This is a genomic window from Lentzea sp. NBRC 105346 (genome assembly GCF_030269605.1).
Taxonomy (GTDB): domain Bacteria; phylum Actinomycetota; class Actinomycetes; order Mycobacteriales; family Pseudonocardiaceae; genus Lentzea.
In genome coordinates this window covers 495,920-515,016 of record NZ_BSTQ01000002.1, presented here as the reverse complement: position 1 = coordinate 515,016, position 19,097 = coordinate 495,920, and the positions used below count along the sequence as shown (strand labels likewise).

The window sequence follows — 19,097 nt, the reverse complement described above, 5'->3', positions numbered from 1 at the left end:
ACATCTCCGGTGCCGGTGTCACGCACGGGTATCTCGGTCAGCCAGGGCTGACGGCGTCCCGGTTCGTCGCCTGCCCGTTCGGTGGCCGCATGTATCGGACGGGAGACCGCGGGCGGTGGCGGGCCGACGGCAACCTGGAGTTCCTCGGCCGCGCCGACAACCAGGTCAAGGTGCGCGGGATCCGGATCGAGCCCGGCGAGATCGAGGCGGCGCTGGGCGTGCCGTGCGCCGTCGTCGTGCGGGACGACCGGCTGGTCGCGTACGTCGTCGGATCCGTGGACGGCCTTCGGGACCGGGTCGCCTCATTGTTGCCCGAGTACATGGTGCCTTCGGTGTTCGTTTCGCTCGACGCGATGCCGCTGACCTCGACCGGGAAGATCGACCGGAAGGCGTTGCCGGCCCCGGAGATCACCTCCGGTGTGGGCCGGGAGCCGCGCACCCCGCAGGAAGAGCTGCTGTGCGGGGTGTTCGCCGAGGTGCTCGGCCTGCCGTCGGTCAGCATCGACGACGACTTCTTCGCGCTGGGCGGCCATTCGCTGCGGGCCATGCGGCTGATGAACCGCATCCGCGCCACGCTCGGGCTGGAACTTCCGGTCCGCCGGATCTTCGACACGCCGACCGTCGCGGGGCTGGCGGGTGCCTTCTCCGACGCGGCGCGCCCCGCCTTGGTGGCGGTTGAACGGCCGGAGCGCGTGCCGTTGTCGTACGCGCAGTGGCGGTTGTGGTTCCTGCACCGGCTGGAACCCGGTCCCGTCTACAACATGCCGCTGGTGCTGCGGCTGAGCGGCGACGTCGACGAGTCCGCTTTGCGAACGGCGTTCGACGATGTCGTCGCCCGGCACGAGGTGCTGCGCACGGTGTACCCGGAAGCCGGCGGCGAGCCGTACCAGCTCGTGATCGACGCGGCGGCGGAGTGGGGCGGCGACCTGACCGGGCACGTGTTCGACCTCGCCTCGGAACCGCCGATCCGCGCGTCGCTGTCCAGGCAGGGCGACGACTTCGTGCTCACGGTGTTGCTGCACCACATCGCGGGTGACGGCTGGTCGACCGCGGTGCTGATGCGGGACTTCGCCACGGCCTACTCGGCACGCTGCCGTGGTGCGGCGCCGGACTGGGCGCCGTTGCCCGTGCAGTACGCGGACTACGCGCTGTGGCAACGAGAACTGCCACTGGACGTGGAGTACTGGACCCGGCAACTGGCCGATCTGCCGGAGCAGCTGGCGCTGCCGTTCGACCGGCCGCGCTCGGCGGTGTCGTCGTATCGCGGTGACGTGGTGGAGTTCTCCGTCGACCCCGCGGTGCATCGCGGTCTGACCGAGCTGGCGCGCGCGACCGGGACGAGCCTGTTCATGGTGCTGCACGCCGGGTTGGCGGCGCTGCTGACGCGGCTCGGTGCCGGGGTGGACATCCCGATCGGCACACCGATCGCCGGGCGCACCGACGACGCGCTGGACGACCTCGTCGGGCTGTTCGTCAACACCCTGGTGCTGCGCACGGATGTCGCGGGCGACCCGTCGTTCACCGAGCTGCTGGCGCGGGTGCGGGAGACCGACCTGGCCGCGTACGCGCACCAGGACGTGCCGTTCGAGGTCGTGGTCGAGGCGCTCAACCCCACGCGGTCGTTGGCGCGCAACACCTTGTTCCAGGTCATGCTCGCGCTGGGGAACACTCCGTCCGCCGACGTCGACCTGCCCGGCCTGACGATCCGGTCCGAGCCGGTCTCGGTCGCCACCACCAAGTTCGACCTGACCCTGAACTTCGTGGAGCGCGACGGGCTGCACGCGTGTTTCGAGTACGCCACCGACCTGTTCGACCGCTCCACGATCGAGGCCATGGCCGGTCGGCTGACGCGTCTGCTGGCCGCGGTCGTCGCCGATCCGGACCGCTCGATCGGCGAGATCGACCTGTTGGAACCGGCTGAACGGCACCGGCTGCTGGTGGAGTGGAACGACACGGACCACGAGGTGTCCGGCGAGCTGGTGCCGGATATGTTCCTCGACCAGGTCCGCCGGACTCCGGACGCCGTCGCGCTCGTGACGTCGCGCGAGCGCTTCACGTTCGCCGAGCTGAACCGGCGGGCCGACGCGCTGGCGGGTGACCTCGCCCGGCGTGGTGTCGGGCCCGAAGACATCGTCGCTCTGGCCGTGCCGCGCGAGGACTTCGTGGTGGCGCTGCTGGCCGTGCTGAAGACCGGCGCCGCGTACCTCCCGATCGACCCCGGTTATCCGGCAGAGCGCATCGAGTACATGCTCGCCGACGCCGCACCCAAGGTGGTGCTGCGTGACGTGCTGGGTGAAGGTCCGCCGGTCGACGTCGAGCTGCGGCCGGAGCATCCGGCGTACGTGATCTACACGTCGGGCTCGACGGGACGGCCCAAGGGCGTGGTGATCGAGCACCGCTCGCTGGCCAACCTGGTGCGGCACCACCGGGAGCTGTTCGGTGGCGAGCGGCTGCGGGTGGCGTTGACGGCGTCGTTCTCGTTCGACACGTCGTGGGAAGGGCTGCTGTGCCTGGTGTCCGGGCACGAGCTGCACGTGCTCGATGACGACGTGCGGCGGGACGCCCGCGCCACTGTGTCCTATATGGACGATATCGACCTCGTCGACCTGACGCCTTCGTATGCCGAGATGCTGATCGACGCCGGTCTGCTGGATCGCGGTCCGTCGATCGTGCTGCTCGGTGGTGAAGCATGTGGCGAACGGCTGTGGACGCGGCTACGGGACCGGCCGGACATCCGATCGCTGAACCTGTACGGGCCGACCGAGGCGACCGTCGACTCGCTGGTCGCCGACCTGCGGGACAGCGCGCGCCCGCTGGTCGGGCGGCCGTTCCACAACACCAGGGCGTACGTGCTGGACGCAGCGCTGCGGCCGGTTCCCGTCGGTGTGCCCGGCGAGCTGTACGTGGCCGGGGTCAGTCTGGCGCGCGGGTATCTGAACCGGCCGGACCTGACTTCCTCGAGGTTCGTGGCCTGCCCGTTCGGCGGCCGCATGTACCGGACCGGCGACCTGGCGCGGTGGACTCCGGACGGGTTGGAGTACCTGGGGCGGGCCGACGACCAGGTGAAGATCCGCGGGTACCGGGTCGAGCCCGGTGAGGTCGAGGCGGCGTTGGGTGTGCCGTGTGCCGTCGTGGTGCGGGACGACCGGCTGGTGGCGTACGTCGTCGGGCCCGTGGACGGCCTCCGGGAGCGGGCCGCGGCGTCGTTGCCCGAGTACATGGTCCCTGCGCTGGTCTCGATCGAGTCGTTGCCGTTGACTCCCAACGGAAAGCTCGACCGTGCCGCGTTGCCGGATCCTGTGGTGTCGTCCGGTCGTGGTCCGCGGGACCCGCGCGAGGAGATCCTTTGTGGACTGTTCGCGGAGGTGCTCGGCGCCTCTTCGGTCGGCATCGACGACGACTTTTTCGCTTTGGGTGGGCATTCGCTGCTGGCCATGCGGCTGGTGAACCGGGTCAGGGTGACGCTCGGCGAGGAGCTGCCGGTGCGGGCCCTGTTCGACACGCCCACCGTGGCCGGACTCGCCAGGGCGGCTGCTTCCGTGGTGCGACCGGTCGTGCCGGTTGCGCGGCCGGAGCGCGTGCCGTTGTCGTACGGGCAATGGCGGTTGTGGTTCCTGGACCGGCTGGAGCCCGGTCCGGTCTACAACATGCCGCTGGCGCTGCGCCTGACCGGCGAGGTGGACGCGGTTGCGTTGCGCGCGGCTCTCGAGGACGTCGTCGCGCGGCACGAGGTGTTGCGGACGGTGTTCCGGGACGTCGAGGGTGAGCCGTACCAGCAGGTCCTGGACGTGGCTCCGGTGTGGGGTGACGTGGCCGGGCACGTGTTCGACCTTGCTTCCGAGCCGCCGATCCGGGCGTCGCTGCGCCGCGACGGAGCAGATCACGTGCTGGTGGTGCTCGTGCACCACATCGCATGTGACGGCTGGTCGACCGACGTGCTGATGCGCGACCTCGCCACCGCCTACGCGGCGCGGTGCCGTGGTGCGGCACCGGACTGGGCACCGCTGCCGGTGCAGTACGCGGACTACGCGTTGTGGCAACGAGAACTGCCGCTGGACATCGACTACTGGACGCGGCAGCTCGCCGACCTGCCGGACGAGCTCATGCTGCCGTTCGACCGGCCGCGGCCAGCGGTGTCGTCGCATCGCGGTGACGTCCTGGAGTTCAGCGTCCCTCAGGAGTTGCACCGCGGGCTGGTCGAGCTGTCCCGCGCGCACGGCGTGAGCCTGTTCATGGTGCTGCAGGCCGGTTTCGCGGCGTTGCTGACACGACTCGGCGCGGGCTCGGACATCCCGATCGGCACGCCGATCGCGGGCCGGGCCGACTCCGCGCTCGACGACCTGGTCGGTTTCTTCGTCAACACGCTCGTGCTGCGGACCGACACGTCCCGCGACCCGTCGTTCGCCGACCTGCTCGGCCGGGTGCGGGAGACGTGCCTGGCCGCGTACGCGCACCAGGACGTGCCGTTCGAGCTGGTGGTCGAGGCGCTCAACCCCTCGCGGTCGCTGGCCCGCAACTCGCTCTTCCAGGTCATGATGTCGCTGGAGAACGTGTCTTCCAGCGGGATCGAGCTGCCCGGTCTGACCGTGTCGGTCGAGCCGATGGGCGGCACGACGACCAAGTTCGACCTGACCCTGCGGTTCGTGGTGGGGGAGGACCTGCACGCCCGGTTCGACTACGCCACCGACCTGTTCGACCGCGACACCGTCCGGGGCATCGCCGACCGGCTGGTCGAGTTGCTGGCCGCCGTGGTCGGGGATCCGTCGGTTCGGTTGTCCCGCTTGGTGAACTCCGATTCCGTTGTGCCGTTCGAAAGCCGCCCGGCGCTGCCGGTCTCGCCGGTATCAATTGAGGACAAACGGGCGAACCAGATCGCGCACTGGTTGCTGGGACAGGGTGTCTCCGGTCTGGTCGGCGTGTCCGTACGACGTTCGCACGAGCTGGCGTCGGTGATGCTCGGCATCTGGAAGGCCGGAATGGCGTTCGTCATTGTCGAACCGGACCAGCCCGCCGATCGGGGGCGGTCCGACTGCGGGTTCGTCGTGACGGACGATGTGCTGGCGGACAGTCTCGGTTCACCGGTCACAGATCCCGGTGTGCCGGTGTCATTGGACGATGTGGCTTACGTGGCCTATACGTCCGGGTCGACCGGCCGGCCGAAGGGCATCCTCGGTACCCATCGTGGGATCGCCAACTACTTCGCGGACATGCGCGCGGAGGGGTACGCGGGCCCGTCCGACGTGGTGCTGCAGCTGACCATACCGACGTTCGATGCGTCGTTCCGCGACCTGATCTTCCCGCTGACCGTGGGCGCGCGGGTCGTGTTCTCGACCGAGTCGCTGCCGGAGGTGACCGCGATCCTGGCCATCGTGCCGTCGGTGCTGCGGGAACTGGTGTGGCAGGGCGGTGTTTATCCGTTGGTGCACACGATCCTGGTCAGTGGCGAGGTCTTGCACGAAGCCGATCGCGAGGCCGCGCGCAAGGTGTTCCCGCGGGCGCGGATCGTGAACATGTACGGGCCGAGCGAGTGCACCATGACCACGACCGCCGGTGATGTCGGTATCGGCCGCCCGATTCGCGGCGCGTCGGTGTTCGTGCTCGACCCGGCGCTGGCGCGGGTTCCGGCCGGCGTGCCGGGCGAGGTCTACATCGCCGGGGCCGGTGTGGCGCAGGGCTATCTCGGTCAGCCGGGCCTGACGGCATCGCGGTTCGTGGCGTGCCCGTTCGGTGGCCGGATGTACCGGACCGGCGACCTGGCGCGGTGGACCTCGGATGGGAATCTGGAGTTCATCGGGCGCGTGGACGACCAGGTCAAGCTGCGGGGCATCCGGGTCGAACCCGGCGAGGTCGAGGCCGTCCTCGCCGCACATCCCGCCGTCGCGCACAGCGCCGTGGCGGTGCGGAACGACCAGCTCGTGGCGTATGTGGTCGCTTCGGCCGACGTGCGGCCGTGGCTGGTCGAACGCTTGCCGGCTCACTTGGTGCCGTCGGTGATCGTGCCGCTGGACGCGATGCCGTTGACGTCGACCGGCAAGGTGGATCGCAAGGCGCTGCCTGTTTTCGAACCGACGGTGTCCGGCCGGGCGCCGCGCACGCGGCAGGAAGAGGTGTTGTGCGGTCTGTTCGCCGAGGTGCTGGGGCTGCCGTCGGTCGGCATCGACGACAACTTCTTCGCGCTGGGCGGGCATTCGCTGCTGGCCATGCGGCTGGTCGCCCGCATCAAGGCCGAGCTGGGTGTCGACCTGGCCGTCCGGGACATCTTCGCGGCGCCGACCGTGGCTTCGTTCGGCACGCGAGGCGGCCTCGACGTCATCCTTCCACTGTGGACGGCTGGCTCGGCACCGCCGTTGTTCTGCGTCCACCCGGCCAGCGGCATGGCGTGGTGCTACGCCAAGCTCCTGCCGTACCTCGGCCCCGACCAGCCCGTCTACGGCCTGCAGGCGCGTGGCCTGCCCGCGGACATCGAGGAGATGACCGCGGACTACATCGCGGAGATCCGGCGAATCCAGCCGCACGGCCCGTACCGGCTGCTCGGCTGGTCGGCGGGCGGCCGCATCGCGCACGAAATCGCCGCGCGGCTGGGGGATGTCGAGTTCCTCGCGGTGCTCGATGGTTACCCGCGACGCTCCTCTGGTTCGTATTCCGAGCCCAGCCACGAAGAGCTGATGAGCGTGGCGCTGGCCGACATCGAGGGCAACCCCGTCGCGTCGTTCTCGGAGGACGAGCTCGCTCTCGGCCTGCGCCGGATCGCGGGTATCCGGCGAATCCTGTTCAACCTGTCACCCCGGCATTTCCCCGGTGACTTGGTGTTCTTCACCGCGACTTCGCAACCCGACCCGCTTTCCGTCTCCGCGTGGAAGCCGTTCGTCGGCGGGCGCATTTCGAACCACGACATCCCGTGCACGCACGAGGAGATGCTGAACGACCACGCGGTATCGCTGATCGGTCCCCTACTCGCCGAAGCGCTGGGCAAGGTGTGCCATGAATGAACTGGTTCGCTCGCACGTTCTCGCACTGACCGGCGAGTACTTTCCGGATCGTGCGTGGCGCCGGCTCGGCATCTACCGTTCGCGCGCCGACGAGCTGCGCTCCCGGTTGAGCTCGGCGCTCGAAATCCCCTTGCCGGCAACGGTTTTCTTCGACTATCCAACGCCGGCCGCGCTGATCCGTTTCCTGGAGAACGGTTCCGCGGTTTCCTCGTCACCGTTCGTGTCGGGTGAGCCGATCGCGATCGTGGGCATGTCGTGCCGGTTGCCCGGCGGGGTATCGTCGCCCGACTTGCTGTGGGATTTGGTGATCTCCGGCCGTGACGCGATCGGTGACTTCCCTTCGGACCGTGGCTGGGCCGATGTGTACTCGCCGGATTCGTCGGTTCCCGGTACCACCTATTCGCGCGGTGGCGGTTTCCTTGACGGGGTGGCGGATTTCGACGCTGCGTTCTTCGGGATCTCGCCGCGTGACGCGATGGCGATGGATCCGCAGCAACGTCTGTTGCTGGAGCTGACGTGGGAGGCGATCGAGCGGGCGGGTGTCGACCCGTGGGGGTTGCGCGGGAGTGCGACCGGCGTGTTCGTCGGCAGTCCGTACCAGGACTACATCGCGGGCTGGCAGACGGCGCCTCCGGAGTATGGCGGGCGATTCCTGACCGGCAGCCTGCCCAGCGTGATCTCTGGCCGCGTCTCGTACACGTTCGGGTTCGAGGGGCCGGCGGTCACGGTGGACACGGCGTGTTCGTCGTCTTTGGTGGCTTTGCATTTGGCGGCGCAGTCGTTGCGGTCTGGTGAGTGTTCGCTGGCGTTGGCCGGTGGAGTGACCGTGATGGCGACGCCTCGCGTGCTCGTGGAGCTGAGCCGGCAGGGGGTGCTGTCGCCTTCCGGGCGCTGTAAGTCGTTCTCGGCTTCGGCGGACGGTGCGGGGTTCGCCGAGGGGGCGGGCATGCTGCTCTTGGAGCGGCTGTCGGATGCTCGGCGGCTTCGGCATCCGGTGCTGGCCGTGGTGCGAGGGTCGGCGGTCAATCAGGATGGTGCGTCCAACGGTTTGACTGCGCCCAATGGTCCTTCGCAGCAGCGGGTGATTCGTGCTGCTCTGGCGTCGGCGGGGTTGGGTCCGTCCGATGTGGACGTGGTGGAGGCGCACGGGACCGGGACTCGGCTGGGCGATCCGATCGAGGCGCAGGCGTTGCTCGGGGTGTTCGGGTCTTCGCCGGTGTGGCTGGGGTCGGTGAAGTCGAACATCGGACACACGCAGGCGGCGGCGGGCGTGGCCGGCGTGATCAAGATGGTGCAGGCGATGCGGCACGGGGTGCTGCCGCGGACCCTGCACGTGGACTCGCCGTCGCCGCACGTGGACTGGTCGGCCGGCGGGCTTCGGCTGCTGACGTCGGACGTGCCGTGGACCTCATCGGTGAGGCGGGCCGGGGTGTCGTCGTTCGGGATGAGCGGCACCAACGCCCACGTGATTCTCGAAAACTGCCCTGTGGATAACTCCATTTCGGCTCCAGAACCGTCAGACCGGCGTGAGACGCTTAAGAAGGGGGCCTCGCGCCCCCTGGGGGCCCCCGAGGCGGGATCGATCCAGCCGGTGCCGTGGGTGGTGTCGGCGAGCAGTCCGGAGGCGTTGCGCGATCAGGAGGCACGGCTGCTGGCCGCGGCCCGCGACCTGAATCCGGTCGACGTCGCGTTCTCGCTCGCCACCACGCGCTCGCACCTGGAGCATCGCCTGGCGCTGGTGGGCGACCGGCGGTTCACCGGCGCGCGCACCGACGGCAAGCTGGCGTTCCTGTTCACCGGGCAAGGCTCGCAGCGCGCCGGTATGGGGCGCGAGCTGTACAAAAAGTTCCCGGTCTTCGCCGCCGCGCTGGACGAGGTGTGCGAACAGCTGGACCTCACGCCCGTCTGGGACGACGCCGAGCTGCTCGACCAGACCCGATACGCGCAGCCCGCGTTGTTCGCGATCGAGGTGGCGTTGTTCCGCCTCCTCGAGAGCTGGGGCGTACGGCCGGACTTCCTGCTCGGCCACTCCATCGGCGAGCTCGCCGCCGCGTACGTCGCGGGCGTGTGGTCGCTGGAGGACGCGTGCACGCTGGTCACGGCCCGCGCGCGGATGATGCACGGGCTGCCGCGCGGGGCGATGGTGGCGATCCAGGCGACCGAGGACGAGGTGTCCTCGTGCGGACTGGACATCGCGGCGATCAACGGGCCGGAGTCCGTGGTGCTGTCGGGGGACGAGGACGCCGTCGAACAACTCGCCGCCGAGTGGGCCGCGCGCGGGCGGAAGACGCGGCGGCTGAACGTGCGGCACGCGTTCCACTCGCGGCACCTCGACGGGATGCTCGCGGAGTTCGCCGAGGTGGCCAAAGGACTGCCGTACGCCGAACCGGCCATCCCGATCGTGACCGCGACAGCGGGTGATCCGAGTAGGCCCGAGTACTGGGTCGCGCAGGCGCGGCACGCGGTGCGGTTCGCGGACGGCCTGCGCACGCTGGAGAACGCCGGGGTCACGCGGTTCGTGGAGGTCGGGCCCGGCGCGGCCCTGTCGGCGCTGGTCGACAGCGTGCCGTTGCTGCGGGAGGACGAGACCGCGTCGGTCATGGAGGCGCTGGCGCGGCTGCATGTGCAGGGCGTCGAGGTTGGCTGGGCGGCGGTTTTCGAGGGAGCACAGCGGGTCGAACTGCCCACGTATGCGTTCCAGCGCAAGCGGTTCTGGCTGCCCGCGGTCAACTCCAGTGACCCGGCGGCGCTCGGCCTCGGCGACGCGGGGCATCCGTTGCTCAAGGCCGTGCTGGCCGCCGATGACGGGGTGACGCTCACCGGACGCCTTTCGCTCTCCGAGCAGCCGTGGCTGGCGGACCACGTCGTCGGGGGCACGGTCGTCGTGCCGGGCACGGCGCTGGTCGAGATGGTGGTCCGGGCCGGGCGTGAGGTTGGCCGCGAGGTGGTCGAGGAGTTGTTGCTGCAGGAGCCCCTCGTCCTGACGGAGTCCAGTGGCGTGCAGGTCCGGGTGTCCGTTGTGGACTGTGCGGTGACGATCAGCTCGCGGGCGGAGGACGGCGCGTGGGTGACTAACGCGACGGGGACGGTCAGTGCCACCCGGCCGGAGCCGGTCGCGCCACCCGTGTGGCCGCCGGAGGGCGAGGCGCTGCGCGATGTGTATGCGGGACTGGAGTATGGGCCGGCGTTCCAGGGACTGCGGGCGCTGTGGCGGCGCGGGGAGGAGCTCTTCGCCGAGGTCGCGTTGCCCCATGAAGCCACCGGGTTCACCGTTCATCCGGCTTTGTTCGACTCGGCCCTGCACGGGCTGGCGGATCGGGGAGTGCCGTTCGCCTGGAGCGGTGTGTCGCTGCAGACCACTGGCGCGAAGGAGTTGCGGGTACGGATCACTCCGGTCGAAGGCGACCGGGTGTCCATTGTGGCCTGGGATCCGGATGGGCGGCCGGTGGTGCAGGTCGAGTCGCTGGCGTTGCGGCCGATGACCGTGGCGGCGCCGCTGTATCGCACGGAATGGCAGGAGGTTGCGCCGACGGGCGAGGATTCGCGGTGGGTCGCGCTGGAGGTTGACGACGTTCGCGCGGCACTGCGATCACTGCAGGAGTGGGTGGCCGAGGACCGGGCGGAACGCCTGGTCGTGCGGACCGCATCGGCCGCAGTGAGGGGTCTCGTGCGGTCCGCGCAGGCCGAACACCCGGACCGGTTCGTGCTCGTCGACGGGGACGACATGGTGTCGGCGGCCGTTGGGTCGGGCGAACCGGAGGTGCGCGTTCGCGACGGACGGCTGCTGGCGCCGCGGCTCGTGCGGGCGGAGCCGTCCGGCGGCCCGATCACGTGGAGCGGCACGGTGCTGATCACCGGCGGTACCGGGGCGCTCGGCCGGTTGGTGGCCGGGCATCTGGTGCGTGAGCACGGTGTGCGGGACCTCGTGCTGGTCAGCCGGACCGGCGGCTCGGTGGACATCCCCGGCGCGACCGTGCGCGTCGTGGCGTGTGACGTCGCCGATCGAGACGCGCTGGCGGCGTTGCTCGGCACTGTGCCGGACCTCGGTGGGGTGGTGCATGCGGCGGGTGTGCTGGACGACGGCGTGATCACCGCGCTGACGCCTGAGCGGCTCGACGCGGTGTTGCGTTCCAAAGTGGATGGTGCGTGGAACCTGCACGAGCTGGTCGGTGATGTGCCCGCGTTCGTGCTGTTCTCGTCGGTCGCCGGGGTGCTCGGTACGCCGGGGCAGGGCAACTACGCGGCGGCGAACGCGGCGCTCGACGAGCTGGCCGAGCATCGGCGTTCGCTGGGGCTGGCCGCCTCGTCGTTCGCGTGGGGCATGTGGGACAGCGGGATGGCCGAAGGGCTGCACGAGGTCGCGGTGTCCGGGGTCGGCATCGTGCCCATGTCCACTGTGGAGGGACTGGTGCTGTTCGACGCGGCGTGCGCGGCGAACCTACCCGTGGTCGTGCCCGCGAAGCTGACGGTCCGGCGGCCCGAACCGGCTCCCGCGCGTGACCTGGAGGACCTCGTCCGGTCGCACGTCGCCGCTGTGCTCGGGCATGCCGACCCACGGGCCGTGGAGCTGGGCAAGGCGTTCAGCGAGCTCGGGTTCGACTCGCTGTCGGCGGTCGAGCTGCGCAACCGGATCGGTGAGGCAACCGGGCGTCGCATCCCGGCCACCGTTGTCTTCGACCATCCGACGCCCCAGGCGCTGATCGACTATTTGCGCGGTTCACCGGAGGAACAGGCTCCGGTCGCCTCGTCGAGCGAAGAACCGATCGCCATCGTCGGGATGGCGTGCCGGTTCCCTGGCGGCGTGTCGTCGCCCGAGGAGCTTTGGGATCTGGTGGTTTCCGGTGGCGACGGGATCGGCGACTTCCCTGTGGACCGCGGCTGGGACGTCCGGTTCGACGACGATCCGGACCAGCCCGGCGCCTGTTATGTGCGTTCCGGTGGCTTTCTGCACGACGCGGCCGCGTTCGACGCGTCATTCTTCGGGATCTCGGCGCGGGAGGCGCTGGCGATGGATCCGCAGCAACGGCTGCTGCTGGAGACCTCGTGGGAGGCGCTGGAACGCGCGGGCATCGACCCCTTGTCGTTGCGCGGCAGCCAGACCGGCGTGTTCGCCGGCGTGATGTACCACGACTACGGGCATCGGTCGACGCCCGAGGTCGAAGGGTACGTGGGCACGGGGTCGTCCGGTGCCGTGGCGTCGGGCCGGGTCGCCTACGCGTTCGGGTTCGAGGGGCCGGCGGTCACGGTGGACACGGCGTGTTCGTCTTCCTTGGTGGCTTTGCATTTGGCGGCGCAGTCGTTGCGGTCTGGTGAGTGTTCGCTGGCACTGGCCGGTGGGGTGACCGTGATGGCGACGCCGAGCACGTTCGTCGAGTTCTCGCGGCAGCGGGGGCTGGCGCCGGACGGGCGGTGCAAGTCGTTCTCCTCGTCGGCCGACGGGGTGGGATGGGCTGAGGGCGTCGGCGTCCTCGCGGTCGAACGTCTGTCGGACGCGCGCCGCCTCGGGCACCGCGTGCTGGCTGTGGTGCGGGGTTCGGCGGTGAACCAGGATGGTGCGTCCAACGGTTTGACTGCGCCTAATGGTCCTTCGCAGCAGCGGGTGATTCGTGCTGCTCTGGCGTCGGCGGGGTTGGGTCCGTCCGATGTGGACGTGGTGGAGGCGCACGGGACCGGGACTCGGCTGGGGGATCCGATCGAGGCGCAGGCGCTGGTCGCCGTGCACGGCCAACGGTCCCGGCCGTTGTGGCTGGGGTCGCTGAAGTCGAACATCGGGCACACGCAGGCGGCCGCGGGTGTGGCCGGCGTGATCAAGATGGTGCAGGCGATGCGGCACGGGGTGTTGCCGCGGACGTTGCACGTCGACACGCCGTCCGACCATGTCGAATGGGGTTCGGTTGCGTTGCTGACGTCGGAGGTGCCGTGGACCTCCTCGGTGAGGCGGGCGGGGGTGTCGTCGTTCGGGATCAGCGGGACGAACGCGCACGTGATTCTCGAAAACTCCCCTGTGGACAACTCCATTTCGGCCCCGGAACCGTCAGACCAGCGTGAGACGCTTAAGAAGGGGGCCTCGCGCCCCCTGGGGGCCCCCGAGGCGGGATCGATTCCGAACCCAGGGCTGGCGGCAGGGCCTGAATTGGGGCTGCAGTCGGAGCCGAGGGCGAAGCTGGGGCGGGGGCCGAACCTGGGTCTGGGGGTGGTGCCGGGACTGGGGGTGGTGCCGGGACTGGGGGTGGAGCCGGAACTGGCGGCGAACCCGGGACTGGGGGTGGAGCCGGAACGGGGGGTGGAGCCGGAACCGGGGGTGGAGCCGAAACCGGGGGTGGAGCCGGAGCCGGGGGTGGAGCCGGAGCCGGCGGCGAAGCCGGAGCCGGGGCTGGCCAACGAAGCGGAGTCGGGGGCGAAGCTGGAGTCGGCGGCGTCCGCGGCGGTGCCGTGGCTGGTGTCGGCGAAGTCAGAGGCGGCGTTGCGCGCCCAGGCGCGGCGGCTGGCCGAGGTCAAGGCGGACGTGCGGGACGTCGGCTACTCGCTGACCGCACGGGCCGCCCTGGATCACCGCGCCGTGTTGCTGGCTTCGTCGCGTGACGAGTTCGACGCCGGGCTGGAGGCGCTGGCGGAGGGCCGCGAGGCGGACTGCCTCATCACCGGGCCGGCGGTCCCCGGCAAGACGGTGTTCGTCTTCCCGGGCCAGGGCGCGCAGTGGCAGGGCATGGCGCTGGAGCTGCTCGAGGAGTCCGCGGTCTTCAAGCAGCGGATGACGGAGTGTGCGGACGCTTTGGCGCCGTTCGTCGACTGGAACCTGTTCGAGGCATTGGACGGCCCGCTCGACCGGGTCGACGTCGTGCAGCCCGCGCTGTTCGCGGTGATGGTGTCGCTCGCGCAACTGTGGCGGTCGTTCGGGATCGAGCCGGACGCCGTCGTCGGGCACTCGCAGGGCGAGATCGCGGCGGCGTGCGTGGCCGGTGCGTTGTCGCTGCAGGACGCGGCACGCGTGGTGGCGTTGCGCAGTCAGGTGATCCGCGACGTGCTCGCTGGGGCCGGGGGTATGGCGTCCGTCGTGCTGCCCGCTGACCGGCTGCGGCTGCCCGACGGGTTGTACGTCGCGGCGATCAACGGGCCGAACGCCACGACTGTGGCGGGCGATCCACGGAAACTGCACGAGTTCGTCGAGGAGTGCCAGGCGAACCACGTGCGGGCGCGAAAAGTACCTGTGGACTACGCCTCGCACACGCCACAGGTGGACGCGGTGCGCGATCGGCTGGAAGAGGTGCTGCGGCCGATCACGCCCAGGAAGTCCGACGTGCCGTTCTACTCCACGGTCACCGGCGAACTGTTCGACACCGGGAAACTGGACGCCGGGTACTGGTTCACCAACCTGCGGCAGACCGTCCAGTTCGAACAAACCGTCAACACCATAGGGCAAGCGATGTTCATCGAGGTGAGTCCACATCCGGTGCTCACGGTGGGCATCGAGGAGACCGGTGCGAAAGCCACCGGGTCATTGCACCGCGACCAGGGCTGGCAGCGATTCCTGAGGTCGCTGGCGGAAGTGCATGTGAGTGGCCGGAAAGTGAACTGGGGACCGGTGTTCGCCGGGGCGCGGCACGTCGACCTGCCCACGTACGCGTTCCAGCGGCAGCGGTACTGGATGCCGGGCGAGCTCCCGGTCGTGTCGCTGGCCGACGGCGGGGTCGTGTGCTCCGGGCGGCTCGCCGAGCCATGGCTCGCCGACCACCAGGTCATGGGCGAGGCGTTGCTGCCGGGTGCGGCGTTCGTGGAACTGGTGTTGCGCGCCGGCGCGAAAGCGGGGTGCGACAGGATTGAAGAGCTCACGCTGGAGACGCCGCTCGTCGTGCCCGCCGAGATTCAGGTGCGGGTCGGCGCGGATCGCAAGGTGAGTGTCCACTCGCGACCAGACGAGAACGAGCCGTGGACGTTGCACGCCACCGGCCTCGTGGAGTCGGGCGAGTTCCTGAACGTCGGGCTTGGCGCGTGGCCACCGGCCGGGGTCGCGGTCGACATCAAGAACGTGTACGAACGGCTCGCGGAAAACGGCTACGGATACGGGCCGGCGTTCCGCGGGCTCACCGCGATGTGGCGGCACGGGGACGAGATCTTCGCCGAGGTGTCGTTGCCCGAAACCGTTGGCTCGTATGCGCCTTCTCTGGATGCGTGCCTGCATGCGCTGGCGGTCGACTCGGACGAGGTGCGGTTGCCGTTCTCGTGGTCGGGGGTTTCGGTGCACGGGGCGTGGAGCTCAAGACTGCGGGTGCGCCTGTCGCCGGTGGGGGCGGACGCGTTCGCCGTCGTGATCGCGGACGCGACGGGCGCTCCCATAGCTTCGGTCGAGTCGCTCGTCACGCGGCCGTTTAACTCCGCGCGACCGCGCTACGGGTTGTCGCGCACGGTCTGGGAACCGGTCACTGTGGACGGCGACGAGGTGGACCGGTGGGCGTTGGTCGGTGGTGACGTCGGTGTGCTGCGGGCGTTCCGGGCCGCGGGGATCACACTCGAGCCCTCGATCGACTTCGACGTCGACGCGGACGTCGTGGTGATTCCTTGTCCCACCGGCGAAGTGGGGTACGTGACGTGCTGGGCGTTGAAACTCGTGCAGACCTGGCTGAAGGAACCGCGTACGGCACGGCTGGTGCTGCTCACCCGCGGGGCGGTGGCCACCGAACCCGATGCGGACGTCCCGGATCTCGCCGCCGCCACGGCGTGGGGCCTGATGCGGACCGCGCAGTCCGAGCATCCGGGCCAGTTCGTCATGGTGGACATCGACGGCTCGATCGACGGCGTCGGACGGGCCGTGGCCTCGGGGGAACCGCAGGTGGCCGTCCGCGACGGCGAGGTGCTGGCGCCCCGCCTGGCGCGGGCATCGGCCGAACGCGCGCCGGACTGGGATCCCGACGGAACCGTGCTGATCACCGGAACCGGGACGCTGGCCACGATCGTCGCCCGGCACTTGGCCGGCAAGGTCGCCGAGGTGGTGCTGGCAAGTCGCAGCGGCGTCGCGCCCGAGGTGCCCGGCGCTCGCGTCGTCGCCTGTGACGTGGCGGACCGGGACGCGCTGGCGGCGTTGCTGAAGACGATCCCGCGCCTCACCACGGTGATCCACACCGCCGGTGTGCTGGACGACGACCTGCTCGAAACCCTTACACCCGAACGGATCGAACGGGTACTGCGGCCGAAGGTGGACGGAGCGCGCAACCTGCACGAGCTGGCCGGTGACGTGCGGCTCGTGCTGTTCTCCTCGGTCGCCGGCACGATCGGCAACGCCGGGCAGGGCAACTACGCGGCGGCCAACGCCTACCTGGACGCGCTCGCCCAGCACCGCCGCGCGCAGGGGCTGCCCGCGCTGTCCGTGGCGTGGGGGCCGTGGGCGGACCGCAGTGAGATGACCGCGCACGCCGACTTCAGCCGCACCGGATTCACGCCGTTGTCGGCCGAAGAAGGCCTGGCGCTGTTGGACGCGGCGCTCGGCGTGGACGCCGCGGTGGTCGTCGCGGCACCGCTGGCACCGACTGCCTCCCGGCGTCAGGCGCCCAAACCCTCGGTCACCGCGATGCCGGAAACCCTGGGCCGGCAGGCGGTTCTCGACCTGGTGCGCACGCACACGGCCGCGGTACTCGGCCGGCCCGTCGAGGACGGGCAGGAGTTCTTCAGCAGCGGCTTCGACTCGTTGCTCATGCTCCAGCTGCGTAACAAGCTGAGCGGCGCGACCGGACTGCGGTTCGCGACCAGCCTGCTGTTCGACCACCCGACACCCGAGGCGCTCGCCGATCACGTGTACCGGGAGCTGACGCCGGACCCGGACGCCGCCGTGCTGGACGAGCTGGAGCGCTACCTGGGCGAGCTCAGCGGCGACGCGCTCGCGCCCGTCGCCGAACGGCTGCAGAAGATCCTGCTCGGCCTGGGGGTGGCGGGATGAAACCACTGATCGGCGTGGTCGGCGGCATGGGCCCGCTGGCCTCGGCCGAGTTCCTGCGCACGATCTACCGGATGTCACCCGTCGAACGGGAACAGGACGCGCCGCGGATCCTGCTGTGGTCCGACCCCGCCGTCGTCGACCGCTCCACCGCGATCGCCCACGGCTCGATCGGCCCGCTGTGCAAGTCGCTCGCGCACTCGATCGAGCAGCTGCTCGGCGCGGGCGCCGAGCGAATCGTGGTCGCGTGCGTCACCGCACACCACGCGATCGCGCACCTGCCGATGGAACTGTCGCAGTACTGCGTGTCCCTTGTGGACATTGTCCACGAGGAGCTCGCAGCGCGCCGCACACCGCATCTGTTGCTGTGCACCAACGGCACGCGAAAAGCCGATGTCTTCCCGTCGAACCGTCGGCTCGTGCTGCCGTCGGACGCTGACCAGGAACGACTGCACGCGCTGATCTACGGCCTGAAACAGCACCGCGGCCTGCCCGAGACCGTCGAGTTCGTGCACACGCTGCTCGACCGGTACGAGGTGCCCGGCTTCGTCGCGGGGTGCACCGAGCTGCACCTCGTCGCAGCCTTCCTAGGCGAGGCCGCCCTCGATCCGCTCACCCTCGTCGCCCGGCGCATCGTGGCCGGGGGTATCTAGGGTTCGAGCGCGATCCGCACGGTGTGATGGCCGGTGGCGGTGGGGTCGATCCGCCGGATCGGCCGGCCGTCGATCGTGCAGGCCGTGACGCGGCTTCCCGCGCCGGTCAACGTGATGTCGAACGTCGCGTCACGGTACGGCACACCGAACAGGCTCGCCGGGCCCCAGCCCGGTGGCAGGGTCGGCGCGAACGTGAGGCCATCGCCACCAAAGGCGAAGCCGAACAGGCCCGAGTAGATCATCCGCAGGTAGCCGCTCGCCGACCACGCCTGGTCCGGCTCGGACCGCCAGTGCGTCTGCTCGCCGCTGCCGTCGGTCTGCCAGCCGCCGTCCACCGCGCCGGTTCTCGCGTTGTACAGCTCGAAGAATCCGAGGCGGGCGAGGTCGGTGACCGCACGCCCGAACAGGTCGGTCCGGCCACCGAGTGCCGCCGCGTGGCCGAACATCGAATGGACCACCGGCCAGACGCTGACGTTGTGCCGGCCGGGCCGGTCGTCGCCGAACCTGGGGAAGTGCGGCCGGCTTGTCGGGATTCCGCGAGGTTCCCAGTGCGCGCCATCGAGTATCTGACGGGTCTGCTCGGCGGACGCGACGCCGAGCATGATCGCGAACGCCAGGCCCGCACTCTCCTGCGTCGGATCGACCCGCCCGTCCGGGGTGACGAAGTAGCCGTACGTGTTGCCACGCCACAGGTTCTGGTTGATCGCCCGGCGAAGCTCGGCCGCCCGGCGGCGGAACCCGTCCGCGGGTCTGCCCAACGCCTCCGCCATGGCCGCGACGGCGAGGAAAGCGCCGTGGTACAGGCAGTTGGTCGACAGGCACATCAACCTGTCGGCGCCCGGATAGTCGAGCACGAAGCTCGACCTGACGCCCGGCCGCCACGGCGGGCTCGGATAGCCGGCGATGCCGTCGTTCATGAAGCTCGGGCCCTCGAACAAGCCGCGCGAGGCGTTGAAGTTCGCCTCACGCGCGGCGAGGGTGTGCACCGAGATCTCGTGGGCCTCGCCGAGGAACTCGCCCGTGACCAGATAGTGGTGACAGGCCGCGATGATCCAGACGACCTGGTCCCACCACTGGTTGTCCTGTTGCACGATCCGGTCGTCCACCACGGCCATCAGCGTGTTGCCGCCGACGAGCGGGTTGAGCAGCGACGCCGCGTTCCACGCGTTGACCGCGCAGTCCCTGGTCCACCGCTGCGGTTCGGGATAGCCGCTGCCCGCGCGCACGAACGTGCCCGGCGGGTAGCGCAGCAGGCCGGCGCGGTCGTACGTGGCCGGGTCCGCGTACACGGTGTTGATGCCGACGACGTTCGTCAGCGCCGACTCGTACGCCCTGGCGACTTCCGGCTGGTTCAGCTCCAGCACCGGCAACGCGCCGCCGGCGCGGTAAGACCTGCGTACCGCGCCGGCTGGTGCCATACCGAGTTCGGCGAGCGCCAGCCCGGTGCCCGCCATCGCCAGGAACATTCGCCTGGGCCACACGGTCATCGACGCTAGCGCGGCTTCTCGTTGTGGGGGAACGGAAATCGCG

Annotated in this window: 4 protein-coding genes (1 of these 4 cut by a window edge); 3 read left to right on the top strand and 1 reads right to left on the bottom strand. The window is 70.1% G+C overall.

Going from position 1 to position 19,097, the window contains the following annotated elements; all coding sequences use genetic code 11:
- The 3 genes in view from QSK35_RS06395 to QSK35_RS06385 are tightly spaced (each overlapping or abutting the next) and all read left to right on the top strand, a layout consistent with a single transcriptional unit that may run on beyond the window.
- Positions 1-6,989, top strand: the 3' portion of a protein-coding gene (locus QSK35_RS06395) for a non-ribosomal peptide synthetase (protein WP_285743192.1). It extends 6,121 nt beyond the left edge of the window; only the last 6,989 of its 13,110 coding nucleotides appear in the window; the start codon falls outside the window, past its left edge; its stop codon occupies positions 6,987-6,989.
- Positions 6,982-16,917, top strand: a complete 9,936-nt coding sequence (locus tag QSK35_RS06390) for a type I polyketide synthase (protein ID WP_285743190.1) — start codon at positions 6,982-6,984, stop codon at positions 16,915-16,917. Before QSK35_RS06395 ends, QSK35_RS06390 begins: the two co-directional genes overlap by 8 nt.
- A complete protein-coding gene (locus QSK35_RS06385; protein ID WP_285743188.1) occupies positions 16,914-17,567 on the top strand; it encodes an aspartate/glutamate racemase family protein in 654 nt (217 codons plus the stop codon). The genes QSK35_RS06390 and QSK35_RS06385 overlap by 4 nt, the downstream gene beginning before the upstream one ends.
- On the opposite strand, the gene QSK35_RS06380 is transcribed toward QSK35_RS06385, so the two are convergent.
- Complete coding sequence (locus QSK35_RS06380) at positions 17,564-19,048, bottom strand: MGH1-like glycoside hydrolase domain-containing protein (RefSeq protein ID WP_285743186.1); 1,485 nt, start codon at positions 19,046-19,048, stop codon at positions 17,564-17,566. The two genes, QSK35_RS06385 and QSK35_RS06380, sit on opposite strands and share 4 nt — an antisense overlap.
- Between the last annotated feature and the right edge of the window lie 49 nt (positions 19,049-19,097).

Bases quoted from the DNA above. Each gene is read 5' to 3' on its own strand.
- QSK35_RS06390 (WP_285743190.1), top strand. From the start codon at position 6,982: ATGAATGAACTGGTTCGCTCGCACGTTCTCGCACTGACCGGCGAGTAC.
- QSK35_RS06385 (WP_285743188.1), top strand. From the start codon at position 16,914: ATGAAACCACTGATCGGCGTGGTCGGCGGCATGGGCCCGCTGGCCTCG.